We start from the raw sequence: 13,031 nt of genomic DNA, 5'->3' as shown, positions 1-13,031 counted from the left end.
TAGCGTAGCACTCGCGCCTATGCGCAACTAGCCACCGGAGAACATCCGCTTTGGGTCGATATCGTTGAAAAAGTCGGCCGCGTCTCGGATGGAACTCGTCTCGAGCACCGTTTGGTCCTCGTAGTCGCAAGCGATCCGGCTTCAGGATGCGCTTGAGGTGGGCAAACAGCATCTCGACCTTCTTCCTTGTGATTTTTCGTGGAATGAGGACCCTGTTTAAGGGGTGATTTTCGTCCAAACGGGACCCCTTAACGTGGGGTCATCAAGATGCCTCCGGTTTGGTCGGAGGCATTTGTGTTTTGGATGTTGGTTGTGGAGACGATTGCAAAGATACGCCGGCTGTCGCTGGTGCAGGGGAAGTCGATCAAAGCGATCTGCCGGGAGCTGAAGATCTCCCGGAAGGTGGTGCGCAAGGTTTTGCGTTCCGAGGAGACAGAGTTCCGCTACGAGCGCAAGCATCAGCCTTATCCCCGGATGGGCGCCTGGCGTGACGAGCTGGATCGGCTGCTGTCGGCGAATGCGGCCAAGTCTCAGCGGGAGCGGCTGACACTGATCCGCATCTTTGAGGAGCTTCGCGGCCTCGGCTATGACGGCAGCTACAGTTCGGTGTGGCGACATGCTCAGAGCTGGGAGGCGGATCGCGGCAGCGCCGCGGCCGAAGCCTACATTCCGTTGAGCTTTGCGCCGGGCGAGGCCTACCAGTTCGACTGGAGCCACGAGATCGTTCTACTCGACGGCGTGACGGTAACGGTGAAGGTGGCGCACATGCGGCTTTGCCACAGCCGTATGTTCTTCGTGCGGGCCTATCCGCGCGAAACGCAGGAGATGGTGTTCGACGCCCATGACCGGGCGTTCAGCTTCTTCCGCGGCGCCTGCACGCGCGGCATCTACGACAACATGAAGACGGCGGTGGACGCGATCTTCATCGGCAGGGATCGCCGCTACAACCGCCGCTTTGCGCAGATGTGCGGGCATTACCTTGTCGAGCCGGAGGCCTGCACGCCGGCGGCCGGCTGGGAGAAGGGGCAAGTCGAGAACCAGGTCGGGCTGGTGCGCGAGCGCTTCTTCACACCGAGGCTGCGCTTCAAGACGCTGGAGGATCTCAACGGCTGGCTGGCCGACAAATGCGTTGCCTATGCCAAGGCGCATCGGCATCCCGAACAGGGCGAGCGCACGGTCTGGGACGTATTCGAAGAAGAGCGCGCCAGCTTCATTCCCTATGCCGGTCGCTTCGACGGCTTCCATTGCATTCCCGCGTCGGTGTCGAAGACCTGCACGGTGCGCTTCGACAACAACAAATACTCGGTGCTGTCGAGTGCCGTCGGCCGGCCGGTCGAGATCCATGCTTATGCCGACCGGATCATTATCCGCCAGGACGGCGTGGTCGTGGGCGAGCATGCCCGCTGCTTCGGCCGCAACGAGGTCATCTACGATCCCTGGCACTACGTGCCGGTGCTGGCCCGTAAGCCGGGCGGATTGCGCAACGGCGCGCCGTTCCTTGGCTGGGTCCTGCCGTCGGCAATGGAGAAGGTGCGCCGCAAGCTCAAGGCGGTTGATGACGGCGACCGGCAGATGGTGTCGATCCTCACCTGCGTGCTGACCGACGGATTGAGCGCGGTCGAGGCCGCCTGCCAGGAAGCCATTGAGCACGGCGTCTCGTCGGCGGCGGTGATCCTCAACATCCTGGCCCGCAGCCGCGATCCGGCGCCGGGCACGATCCTTTCCATTCCACAGGCGCTGAAGCTGGCTCACGAGCCGATCGCCGACTGCGCCCGTTATGACAGCCTCAGGAGGACGAACAGCCATGGAACGCACCGAAGTACTGGAACTGATGGGGGCGTTGAAACTCTTCGGGATGCGCTCGGCCTATGACGAGATCATGGGCGTCGCCATTAAGCGGCAGCACGAACCGCCGAAGATCGTCGGCGATCTGTTGCAGGCCGAGATATCGGAGAAGCAGGCCCGCTCCATCAAGTACCAGCTCACCGTCGCCAAGCTTCCGCTGGCCAAGGATATCGAGGACTTCGATTTTGCCGGCACGCCGGTCAACGAGAGCCTGATCCGCGACCTCGCCGCCGGCGCCTTCGTCGCCGATCAGCGCAATGTCGTCCTGGTCGGCGGGACAGGCACCGGCAAGTCGCATCTGGCGATCGCCATTGCCCGTTCTCTCATCCGCAACGGCGCACGCGGGCGCTTCTTCAACGTTGTCGACCTCGTCAACAGGCTCGAGACCGAGACCCGTGCCGGCCGGCAGGGCCGCATTGCCGATCATCTTACCCGGCTCGACTTCGTCGTCTTCGATGAACTCGGCTATCTTCCGTTCGCCCAGGCCGGCGGGCAGTTGCTCTTCCATCTGGTCTCAAAGCTTTACGAACGCACCAGTGTCATCATCACCACCAATCTCGCCTTCGGGGAATGGCCAAGCGTCTTCGGCGACGCCAAGATGACAACCGCGCTGCTCGACCGCCTCACTCATCACTGCGAGATCGCCGAGACTGGCAACGAATCCTGGCGCTTCAAAAGCCGATCTCAAAGCTGAAGTCGAAAAGCCAATCAGCCGCACCCGATCAGGCTGTGCAACCCCGACCAGCTTCGCCTGATCGGGCGCTAACCGGCGTGCCCTTCACCACCCCAAACCAGGGTCCCTTTTACATGAAAAACCAGGGTCCCGATTCCGTGGTGATTGACAGTTATAGGCGCACTTCCCGGAATGAGTCATCAGTGTCGGTCGCTCGTCGTCCGCGCAGTGACGGCTTACGACGAGGTTGCGGACGAATTTCTGGAACGCACAATCAGACGCGTTGCACCAGAGTAGACATTCGATTGGTTAGATCGATCCATGACGGCTGTGGCTGGAGCCGCAACTGAATTCTCGCCGGCCATTCTCGCCGGCGAAAGCGAAGTAGGGTTGGGCGCTTAGTTGCGTTCAGGTCCACTTAGACTTGCTTCGTAGGAAAGCCCGCGTCCTTCCATGCCTGTGTGCCGCCCTCAAGAATTGTTACGTTCGCGAAGCCCATATCCTTGAGCAGCTTGCCACCCAGCGCACCCATTGGACCAACCTCGCAGGTCGTGATGATTGGGCGGCTGCGGTCGCGAAGTGCGGGCTCGCGCCAGTTTTCGTCCACTTCATTGTCGGCCTTATAAGTTAATGTGCCGAGGGAGATATTCATCGCGTCGGGGATGATGCCCGTTCCGCTGATGTCGGCAACATCGCGTACGTCAATTACAAGGGTCCGTGGGTTTTGCTGGATCCGCTGCCGTGCTTCCGTTGGACTGATCGCCGGAACTGCAGCCAGTGCTTCACTGACCATCTGATTGAATGTCTTTGCCATTCGTGTACCTCCATCTCATACCTCAGGCCCGATGTCTTCAGAATGAGCATTCTCTAAGGGATGTTTGCGATCTCTCACTCCGACATGTCTTGGGGTTCGATCCTGAAAGCGCGGAAACTCAGCGAGCAGTCTATCACTAGTCAGCTTGAAGATTCGGTCCTGATACTCGTCGTTAAGGCCAGGACGACGTGTATTGAGCGCCGCGAGGGTCACTGCCTCGTCGGCGTCCATGGTGTTCACCACTTTTGCGGCCAAAACGACGGCCAACCGTCTTTGGGAGTGTCCCGAATCCATTGACACAGGAACCTCAAATTGCTGGTCCGTTTCCTACCGCGTCACCATCACACCTACAGGGTCCATCGTCCAGCAAATTTACCTGCCCAGTGCTGAGGCGACCCATCAAAGGCCACAATGCTCTCTCAATGCGGACGTTGCGGTCCAGTTGATCGAACGTCGGCAGATGGCGCTACTTGCTCGTTTCCATCGACGAGACGAACGGCAACGTTCCACATCCAAAGCAGAAGTTCGTTCTACGGTGGTCGAATTCACGCCCATGACCGATAGTGTTGAAAAAGTCCGCCGGGCTGCGAAGCGGGCCTCTCTGACAGAATTCCATTCTTGGCGGGGCTTTTTCTGGAATCACGATTCGCAATTAGACCCCTCGCGAAACGATATTCTACCCGAGCGTCCCAATGGACTTGGTCGCCGACTTTTTCAACACTATCGACCCTAATCCGACCTTCCCAGGTTGCTCTCACGCGGTGCGGCCGACCACCGCACGTGGACGGATCGCGCTGCCCGCTATCAAAAAAAGGGCCGCGCAATCATTCCGACCGACGCGTTCAACAATATCTGCCAACTTCGGTCACTGTGATTGTTTGTTAATCCCGAGAGGCTCGAGAGCGAGGCGTCGAAACCTGCGGAAAGAACTTCGATCGCCGTCAACTTTCATGCGGACCAGCGTTCCCTCGTAGCAATCGATAAGGAAGGCTGCCGCATCCTTAGCATCAAGGCTTGGATCGACTTCGCCGATGTCCTGTGCCTCTTCCAGCAATTCGCGCAACTGAGCCTCCCACCTGGAGAACACCCGGGCAAGCCTTGCCCGGAACTCGGGGGTGCGTGCGGCGGCGGTCTGGCTGAGAACCCCGAAAAGGCAACCCCCAAGAGGCGCTTCGGCCAGGTGGAGACGCTCGACAGCGTCGAAATAGTTTCGAAGCCGCCACAGGGGGCTGCAGAAAGTGTCATTGAATATTTCATTGCGCATGTTGACATAGTGGCGCTCGTAGGCGTCCAGAACCGCGCCGGCAAATTCCTCCTTGCTCTTGAAGAAATAGTAGAAAGAGCCCTTCGGAACGCCCGCCGAATGGAGGATGGCGTTCAAACCGACGCCGTCGAAACCGTTCAGGATCAGCGACTTGAGGCCCTCGGCGATTAATCTGTCGCGGGTCGGGTTATTTTCTTTGGGCATGGCTAGTAGACCAGTTTACTACCTGCTAGCCATACCACCATCCGCTCGGCAGGCCAACTGGATTCGCCACCAGGTTCGACAAATCCGGCGCGCCCCAAAGCGGTGGATGACAGGAGACCCGGAACGGGAGGCGCATGAAATGAACCACGTCGCAGATCGAAAAATGCTGGGCATCCTGTTAGCCCTTGCCTGCTACGCCATGTACTCGCTGCACTACGCAACCATGAAATGGTTGGGCGAGAGCTACTCGCTGTGGCAGCTCATCTTCGCTCGCAGCGCTGTGATGCTCGTCATAACGCTGGCCCTGGGGCGGCAGGCAACGGTCAGGGCCTTCATTGCGAGTCCCTACAAAGTTCCTACTGCGTTGCGCGCCGTCCTTCACTTCCTATCGGCGCTTGGCTTCTTCGTTGCAGCCGGCCTCATGCCACTTGCGAACGTCACCACGCTATACTCCACGTCGCCGCTGATCGGTGTGTTACTCGCGGCCGTACTGCTTGGCGAGAGCATCCGCGGCTTCCACTGGATTGCCATTCTCCTCGGTCTTGCCGGCGCGGTCATCGCCGCGAATCCGGCAGGCGATGTCAGTCCGGTTCCTTCTCTGATCGCTCTGGGAGCTGGCCTGTTGTGGGCGATGGCTGTGGTCCTCACCCGGAAAAGCGGCGCGCGCGAAAGTTCGGACGTTCAACTTTTCAGCACCGGCATTGTCTTCATTCTGCTGAGTGCCGCGTTCACGCGGTGGCAGTCCCCTCAAACACTGCTTGACAGTGTTCTCATGCTTGCTCTTGGACTCCAGATTTATCTGGCGCAGCTGTTTTTTTTCGAAGCCTGCCGATTCGCGCCGGCATCGATTGTGGGTCCAATGGAATATTCGACTGTGATCTGGGCATGCCTTTTTGGCATCCTGATATTCTCGGAGTTGCCCACACCGCGCATTATCCTCGGCGGCCTGCTCGTCATCGTCAGTGGCGTCGCTCTGGCTGTCAGCTTGCGAAAGGTCTCGGACGCAAAGCACGGGGCGGTATTGACCGCCAGCTGAACGGCCAAGAATCCCAATTTAGACTCCATGACCTACGCGATAGCCCTGCCTCATTCGCCTCTGCTAAGGGCACTCCGTCAGCCATCGAAGCGCGACTTGGAATAACCAACGATGAAACGAATACGCTTCTGCTTTCCGTCGAGTAACCCGCGAAGCTTGCACCACACCTACCTACCGTTATCGCTGCAGGGCGATTAGCGGCATGCTCAGCGAATGTCCGCAAATGGCGCGACCTGTCAGGCAGCCGGAAGTCCCCCTCGGCAACGCGAGCAAGTCAGTGCCCGAACTGACGATTACGCAGAAATCAGCAGCAACCGGCACCCTGATGTCGCTCGGCTAAAAAGCTGCGCCAGGCATCATGAATATCGTCCGCCAGCTGGTCCATGGCCATGATGGTTGCGCCTGCGCCAATCACTGAAACACGCAGAATGGTTCTTGCATTCCACGCCGCCGTGCGCAGAAAATAATTCGTGGTTCCATTGAGCCGGTCGCATACCGCCTGGGTGGCGCGGTTTCGCTGGGCGGTTTCGTCGCTTTCCGTCCCAAATGTCAGAGCCAGCTGATTGAGAACGACGTCGTTTTCAACTCGCACGCCAGGAACGTCTACCAACCGACCCGCCAGTCGTTTCGCCGCCCGGCAGTGGTTGTCGATCACGTCTATAATGCCATGCCGCCCCAGCGTTTGCAGCATGGTCCAGACAGCGAATCCACGCGCCCGGCGCGAGAGTTCCGGGCCGAAATGGGTCGGATTGCGCCCATCATCAGCGGAATGGGTCAAATAGCCTGCGGCGATGTCCATGGCCCGGCGCAATGCCACGGGGTCGCTGACAATGGCGAAGCCGTTCTCATAGGGCAGCTGCAGCCATTTATGGCCGTCCACCCCCCAGGAGTCGGCGCGCTCGGCGCCGGCGGCCAGCATTTTGAGATCCGGTGCGGCCCGCGCCCAAAGCCCGAAGGCTCCGTCAATATGCAGCCATGCGCCGGAGCGTCCGGCAATATCGGCAATAGCGTCAAACCGGTCGAAGGCGCCGCTATTGATGTGTCCAGCCTGGCAAACGATGATTTTCGGGGCGCGGTCTATACCATTGGACCCCGAACCGAGGGCCTCCGTTAGGGCTGCAACATCCATCACGCCTTGGACATTGGCGGGAATGCGAACGAGATTGCTCTCGCCAAAGCCCAGATAACGCAGCGCCGCGAAATTCGAGGCATGGGATTCGTCGCTGATGAACACCTTGATCAGCGGCGCACCTTGCAGCCCCTCGCGGGCGATGTCGCACCCAACGCGGCGCAGCACTTCGCCGCGCGCGGCGGCAAGGCCAATGAAACCGGCCATTGTCGCGCCGGACGTAAAGCCCACGGCGGCCGTTCGCGGCAGATCGAGGAGATCAAGCAGCCATTTGGCTGAAATTTCCTCGGCTACCGCCGCGGCGGGCGAGGTATGATAGATGGCCGCGTTCTGTCCCCAGGCCGATGTCAGCCAGTCTGCGGCGACGCCGGCCGGATGGGAACTGCCCATGACCCAGCCATGGAATCCTGGCTGGGTATTGCCCACCAGACCGGGCCCGGCGGCGCGGACAAGGTGGTCGATGACCTGATCGGACGGGCGGCCAATATCGGGCAGGCCGATGTCGAAGCCGGCCCGCAGTTCCTCAACTCCCGCCAAGCTGTGGAGGCGTTGCGGGTTCTGCCGGTAGTCGGCGGCGATGGCGGCCGCCAGCCCGGCAACGGTAAATCCATCTTTGGCCATTGATGGCAACATCTAGCGCGGATGCAGCCAGTTGGGCAGCAGTGCGTAGGCGTCCAGCACCTTGTCGGCATCGAAGGAGACGCGACTAGCGTTAAGCAGTGCCTGCAGGCTGCCATCATTGAATGCATCCAAGGTTTCAGTGCACCCGCCAATGTGCTTTCCTCCGACATAAATCTGGGGGATGGTCGGCGCACCCGTCACCTTACGCAACGCGACCCTTACGTCACCGCCCCAACCATCCTTCTGGTATTCGACTGAGTCCAGATCAATCGAGCGGTAGGTGACGTCGATCGCTTTGAACAGGCGCCGGACTGACCAGCAGAACTCGCACCATTCGAGCGCGAACAGGACGACCGGATTGCTTTTGTCATTCGTCACCATTTCGACGAATCCGGCCGCGGCGGGAGTCGGATCGGCCACCGCAACCGCGGCGGGCGCGACCGCATTCTTACCGTCGAATCGGTGGCTAGGTGTGCTGCCCGCGATAAAAAGCTCTTCCTGGCTCATATCCGCACCTATCGATTCGAACAGCGGCGTGGAAAGATAGCGTTCGCCGGTGTCGGGGATCATGGCGAGGATGCGCGAACCCTCTGGTGCAGCGCGGGCGACCGCAAGGGCCGCGGCAAAAGTCGCGCCGCCGGTAATGCCGCAAAAAATGCCTTCCTTGGCCGCGAGCTCGCGCGCAAGCCGCATCGCCTCGGCACCGTTGACCAGTTCCATGCGATCGATATGGCCTGCATCGATGACGTCCTTTACTAGCTTTGGAATGAAGTCCGGCGTCCAGCCTTGCATGAGGTGCGGTCGAAATCCGGGCTGGCTCAACGCCGGCGTGCCATCGTCGTTGTATGTCTGGGCAATTCCGCTCGAGATCAGCGGGGAATTGTCAGGTTCTGTGGCAACGATCACCGTTCTGGGGCTCTCGGCTTTGAGGACGCGCGAAACACCCTTGAACGTACCGCCTGTGCCGAGCCCGCTGACCCAATAGTCGAGCCCGTTGGGTCCGAAATCGGCGAGGATTTCCTCAGCCGTGGTACGCGAGTGAATATCCGGATTAGCTTCGTTCTCGAACTGGTGGCACAGAAACCAGCCGTACTTTTCAGCCAGCTCCTTTGCTTTGGCCAGCATGCCAGTACCTTTGTCGGCCGCTGGCGTTAGGATCACGCGCGCGCCAAGGAACCGCATGAGCTTGCGCCGTTCGATGCTGAAGCTCTCGGCCATGGTGACAACGAGCGGATAGCCCTTCTGGGCGCACACCATTGCCAGGCCAATTCCGGTGTTCCCGCTTGTGCCTTCGACAACTGTCTGTCCCGGCTTCAGGCTGCCGTCTCGCTCGGCCGCCTCGATGATGCCAAGCGCCAGCCGGTCCTTGACGGAACCTAGCGGGTTGAAAGCCTCGAGCTTGACGAACATTTCGATGCCATCCGGCGCCAGTTTATTGATCCGTACAGTTGGCGTGTTGCCGATCGTATCGAGAATGGAACTGGCGACGCCGCTGGCGGGCTTGCGCTGTGCGGGCGCTGTGCGGGTTGACAAGGTCATGTTTGAGCTTCCTCTCTGAGCCGGGGCAGATTGTGGGACGTCCGAAAGAGCCTTCAGCATGGCGGCTTCACTCGATTCGACCCCTCGGCTGGCATCACGGTGACCTGACCGTTACTATGTCGGTGCGCACCTAGCCGGGAATTCGGCGTTAATGACGCGTTAAAATTGGAACTCCCGTCAAGTAGCTGATGGGAATTTGCGTCTAAGCCACCGACTGATGGGAATTTGCGTCGCCACCGAAGGAATACGGTTGCCGCTTGCGCAACATGCCGTTTTCGCGCGCAGAAGGAACGAGCCGCGCATGGGTAAGATCGCAATTCGACTATTCGGCTCGCTGGAAGTCCGCGGTCCGGACGGCGATCACATTCCTGTAGTCGGCGCCAAGCTGCAGGGCCTAATGGCTTATCTTGCCCTCAACCTCGACATGCCGCCGAACCGCGACCAACTCATGACTCTGTTCTGGGGCGACCGCTTCACAGAACAGGCACGGCAGAGCTTGCGCCAGAGCGTTTGGAAACTGCGCAAACTACTCGATTACGGGTCGAACGAGGTCGTCGCCACCTTCAACGACCAGGTCAGCTTGAATTCAGAACTCGTGACGACGGATGTTGAGCGTTTTTCGAGTCTCGTCGCTCAGCGCAAACCGGAAGCCGATCTCGAAGCCGCCAGTCTTTATCCGGGTGCATTCTTGAGCAATCTTTACGTGCGCGAACAGGACTTCCAGGACTGGCTGTTGATTGAGCGGCGGCGTTTGGCAACCCTCGCTTGTCCGGCCTTCGAGCGCGGTGCTGAATATTTGCTTCAAAAAGGCGAACCGGACGCGGCCATCGCTCTGGCTCAAAGGCTGGTGATATTAGATCCGCTGCGAGAGTCTTCGCACCGGCTATTGATGCGCATCCATGCCCAGCAAGGGCAGCGCACCGCCGCAATCCAGCAGTACAAGAACTGCAGCGATATTCTTGAACGCGAATTGCATGTTGAGCCAAGTCCCAACACTCAAAAACTGCTTGCCGAAATCCGCCGGGCCGGGTTCACCGGGCCGGACGATATTTCATCGGCGCCGGAGCCGCATTTAGCCGACGTTCCGGGGCCGACACATGGGCAAACAACCATCACGGTTCTCCCTTTTTCAGCCCAACCTAAATCTTCAGAAACCGAAGCGCTTGCCACTATGCTGTCTGAGGAACTGGCAGCAGCGCTATCCAAATATCGCTGGCTCGACGTCAAGGCCAGTCCGGTTGCCGAAGCAAGGCGGCTGACCACAAGCGATATGCAACGCATTGCCGCGGACCAATTGGTGCGACACGCCGTGGACGGATCGATCCTGCAACTGGGCCAGCAATTGCGGTTGAACGTGAAGCTGATCGGGCTCGAGCAGGGCCGCTATCTCTGGGTACACCGGTATGACCACAGGGGCGAAAATCTGCAGGATACGGTCGACGATCTGAGCCAGACCGTCGCTGCCTCCATCGAGGCGGAACTCGTCATGCTTGAGGGCGCCGGAACACGGTCGCTGGACGAGGGCGAAATGAGTGCGTGGGATTTCTACCATCGCGCGCTTTCGGTGCAGTATGAATTCAGCGGCGAAACCAACCGTGAGGCGCAGCGTCTCTTTGAGCGCGCACTCGAACGCGATCCACGCTTTGCGGCCGCCATGGCGCGGCTTTCATATGCACTGGTAATCAACGCCATCTATTTCGGCGCTGATCCAGGTGCCGGGCTCCTGGACAAGGCGCTCAAACTTGCCCGCGAAGCAAGCCGGCTCGATCCTCGCGACGCGGTCTGCCGTTTTGCGCTCGGGCGGGTCTATTTGGCGCGCGGCGAGTATGAACGGTCATTCTCCGAGCTGCACGCGGCGATCAATCTCAATCCGTCCATGGCCCAGGCCCATTGTGCCTTGGGCGATTCGCTTACTTATGCTGGGCAGATGGACACGGCGCTGCCCTGCTTCCAAGAAGCAGTGCGATTGAGCCCTCAAGATCCATATCGTTGGGCTTTCCTGAACTACGGGGCGATGGCGCATCTGTTCCGGCTCGATTTCGAGCAAGCCGCACAATGGGCGATCGAATCGGTGCAGGTGCCAAATGCGCATTTCCTGGCGCGTGCCGTTCTTGTCTCTGCCCTCGGCCATCTGGGGCGCGTCGACGAGGCCGCCCAGGCGCTGGCGGAACTGAAGCGCGACGAGCACGAGGTCAGCCTAGAATTCCTACGCCAGCGAATGTTTTATCTCCGCGACCAGAACCAGATCGGCATCTATCTCGACGGATTGCGCAAGGCGGGGCTGAAGTAGCGTCCGCTTCGTTTTGGCAACATCATCGGGAAGGGCAAACCGAAAATCGCGTGCGGAACAGCCTCTACAATCGGGTGGAGAGATTAGGGTGGACGTCCTGAATTGGCTGGTTCGAACCATTTTGGAGGGCCGGTCCGGCGACGGCCGCTTCTGGCGCAACTGGCTCGTTGCTGAGCGAGAAACGAACGAACGGCATGCAAACGAAAGCCGTCGTCGAGACGCTGCGCGATTTGGGAGCTCCGCGCCTCGACGAAGACAATTCAGGCAGTGGCCTGAGGAGCGCGATTGGGATCAAATAGCTCTCCGGTTTCCAACATCGCACACGCAACCCCGACCAAACGGCTGCCAACCGACCGAAGCGCTCTCGCATGGGAATGGCCCCGTTTCCTTAATTCCGCGTACCGGTTCCGGCTGTGAAAATCGCGCATGACGGCAACCCGCGCCCAATGATAGACGGCCGTGCGCAGTCGATGTGGGCACGCTCGGCGCATGACGACCATGTATTGCTTGCCGCTGCGCCGCGTCACCGGGACCACGCCGGCCAATGCCCGAAGCGCCCGCACATCCCGACGCGCGATCGCGTCATGCCCCTCGGACAGCAGCGCGGCGAGCACGATCGGTCCGACTCCAGGCATCGATCGCAGGATCTCCGGATCGCTGCACGGCTCGCCAGCGTTCCCGTTGGTTGGTGAGAGTTCGGCGACCGCCGAACACAGCCGTTCGAGCTGCTTCATGGCGGTCTTCATCTGCTCCATTACCAGCCGAAGGCGCGCCAGGATGAGCTGACAATGGGCAACGCATGCTTCGGCGACGCCGGCGGCGACAACGATCGGGGTGCGACGGAGCTGGGCCAGCAAAGTCTCCGCCGTCCACTTCTTCACCTTGCTCTGTTTAAGTTGCTTCGCCACCGTCGCTGCCCTGACCGTTCGCGCTTTCGCAGGGGTCGGGATCAACTCCCACAGGTCAAGAACCCATGGCCTTGAACAATCCTCCGACAACTCGAGCACCTGCGGGAAATAGCGCCAAAGCTGATGACGGAAGCGATTGGCAAGCCGATTGCGTTCGGCGGACAGGTCCTCGGTCAAGCGCGACCATTCCCGCAGTTCGATGACGGTCGGGTGCATCGGCTCAAGAAAGCGGTAAAGCTTGCGATCCGTTCTTAAGGAGTCGGCCAGGACGAAGGCATCGAGCCGGTCGTCTTTGGCACCCGCCATGGTAAAGCGATCCCGCAAACGATCCAGCTGCTTGGGATTGATGGCATGGACGAGGAAGCCAGCATCCATCAGGCCTTCGACGACAGGCCCATGCGGGACCTCTATCCCGATGCCGACGCGGTCCGGCTCATGGCCGGTCGTGGTTCTGATCCAGTTGGCTAATTCGGCCAGTCCCTCGCCGCTATGTGGAAACGAGCGGTGGCCGAGTTTTCTTCCGTCGGCATCCAGTGCGTAGGCGTAGTGCGTCGCCGATGCCCAGTCGACGCCTACGAATGCGGATATGTCTCCAATCATTTCCTTCTCCTGCTCAAACGGGCAGCTACGATGCTCGCCGGCCCTGTTCTGGCGCTCGAAGGCGCAACTCCCCACGGGGCGTCGATCGCAGCCAATCCATCGGGGCAC

Annotated in this window: 9 protein-coding genes; 4 read left to right on the top strand and 5 right to left on the bottom strand. The window is 60.0% G+C overall.

Going from position 1 to position 13,031, the window contains the following annotated elements; all coding sequences use genetic code 11:
* Positions 1-303 precede the first annotated feature (303 nt).
* Both istA and istB read left to right on the top strand, forming a co-directional pair.
* Entirely contained in the window at positions 304-1,872 is a 1,569-nt protein-coding gene (gene istA, locus ACSQ3Z_RS34810) for an IS21 family transposase (protein ID WP_436173950.1), read from the top strand.
* Positions 1,805-2,539, top strand: a complete 735-nt coding sequence (gene istB, locus ACSQ3Z_RS34805) for an IS21-like element helper ATPase IstB (RefSeq protein WP_436173087.1) — start codon at positions 1,805-1,807, stop codon at positions 2,537-2,539. Before istA ends, istB begins: the two co-directional genes overlap by 68 nt.
* Before the next feature lie 397 nt (positions 2,540-2,936).
* Here the strand turns inward: istB and ACSQ3Z_RS34800 are convergent, their stop codons facing one another.
* Both ACSQ3Z_RS34800 and ACSQ3Z_RS34795 read right to left on the bottom strand, forming a co-directional pair.
* On the bottom strand, positions 2,937-3,332 hold the full coding sequence (locus ACSQ3Z_RS34800) for a rhodanese-like domain-containing protein (RefSeq protein ID WP_436175647.1): 396 nt from the start codon (positions 3,330-3,332) through the stop codon (positions 2,937-2,939).
* A gap of 865 nt (positions 3,333-4,197) precedes the next feature.
* Positions 4,198-4,800, bottom strand: coding sequence for a TetR family transcriptional regulator C-terminal domain-containing protein (locus tag ACSQ3Z_RS34795; protein WP_436175646.1), 603 nt, complete (start codon positions 4,798-4,800; stop codon positions 4,198-4,200).
* A gap of 139 nt (positions 4,801-4,939) precedes the next feature.
* On the opposite strand from ACSQ3Z_RS34795, the gene ACSQ3Z_RS34790 reads away from it, so the two are divergent.
* Entirely contained in the window at positions 4,940-5,836 is an 897-nt protein-coding gene (locus tag ACSQ3Z_RS34790; protein ID WP_436175645.1) for a DMT family transporter, read from the top strand.
* Positions 5,837-6,140: 304 nt separating this feature from the next.
* Here ACSQ3Z_RS34790 and ACSQ3Z_RS34785 read toward each other — a convergent pair whose 3' ends face one another.
* Together ACSQ3Z_RS34785 and ACSQ3Z_RS34780 are read right to left on the bottom strand one after the other, a co-directional pair.
* Entirely contained in the window at positions 6,141-7,586 is a 1,446-nt protein-coding gene (locus tag ACSQ3Z_RS34785) for a pyridoxal phosphate-dependent decarboxylase family protein (protein WP_436175644.1), read from the bottom strand.
* 12 nt (positions 7,587-7,598) lie between these two features.
* Positions 7,599-9,125, bottom strand: coding sequence for a pyridoxal-phosphate dependent enzyme (locus ACSQ3Z_RS34780; protein WP_436175643.1), 1,527 nt, complete (start codon positions 9,123-9,125; stop codon positions 7,599-7,601).
* 301 nt (positions 9,126-9,426) lie between these two features.
* On the opposite strand from ACSQ3Z_RS34780, the gene ACSQ3Z_RS34775 reads away from it, so the two are divergent.
* A complete protein-coding gene (locus tag ACSQ3Z_RS34775; protein WP_436175642.1) occupies positions 9,427-11,415 on the top strand; it encodes a BTAD domain-containing putative transcriptional regulator in 1,989 nt (662 codons plus the stop codon).
* Between the two features lie 260 nt (positions 11,416-11,675).
* Here ACSQ3Z_RS34775 and ACSQ3Z_RS34770 read toward each other — a convergent pair whose 3' ends face one another.
* Complete coding sequence (locus tag ACSQ3Z_RS34770) at positions 11,676-12,923, bottom strand: IS110 family transposase (protein WP_436175641.1); 1,248 nt, start codon at positions 12,921-12,923, stop codon at positions 11,676-11,678.
* Positions 12,924-13,031: the final 108 nt, after the last annotated feature.

Origin of the sequence: Mesorhizobium sp. LjNodule214 (genome assembly GCF_964252735.1) — a bacterium.
Lineage (GTDB): Bacteria > Pseudomonadota > Alphaproteobacteria > Rhizobiales > Rhizobiaceae > Mesorhizobium.
This window is presented reverse-complemented; position numbering and strand designations above follow the sequence as displayed.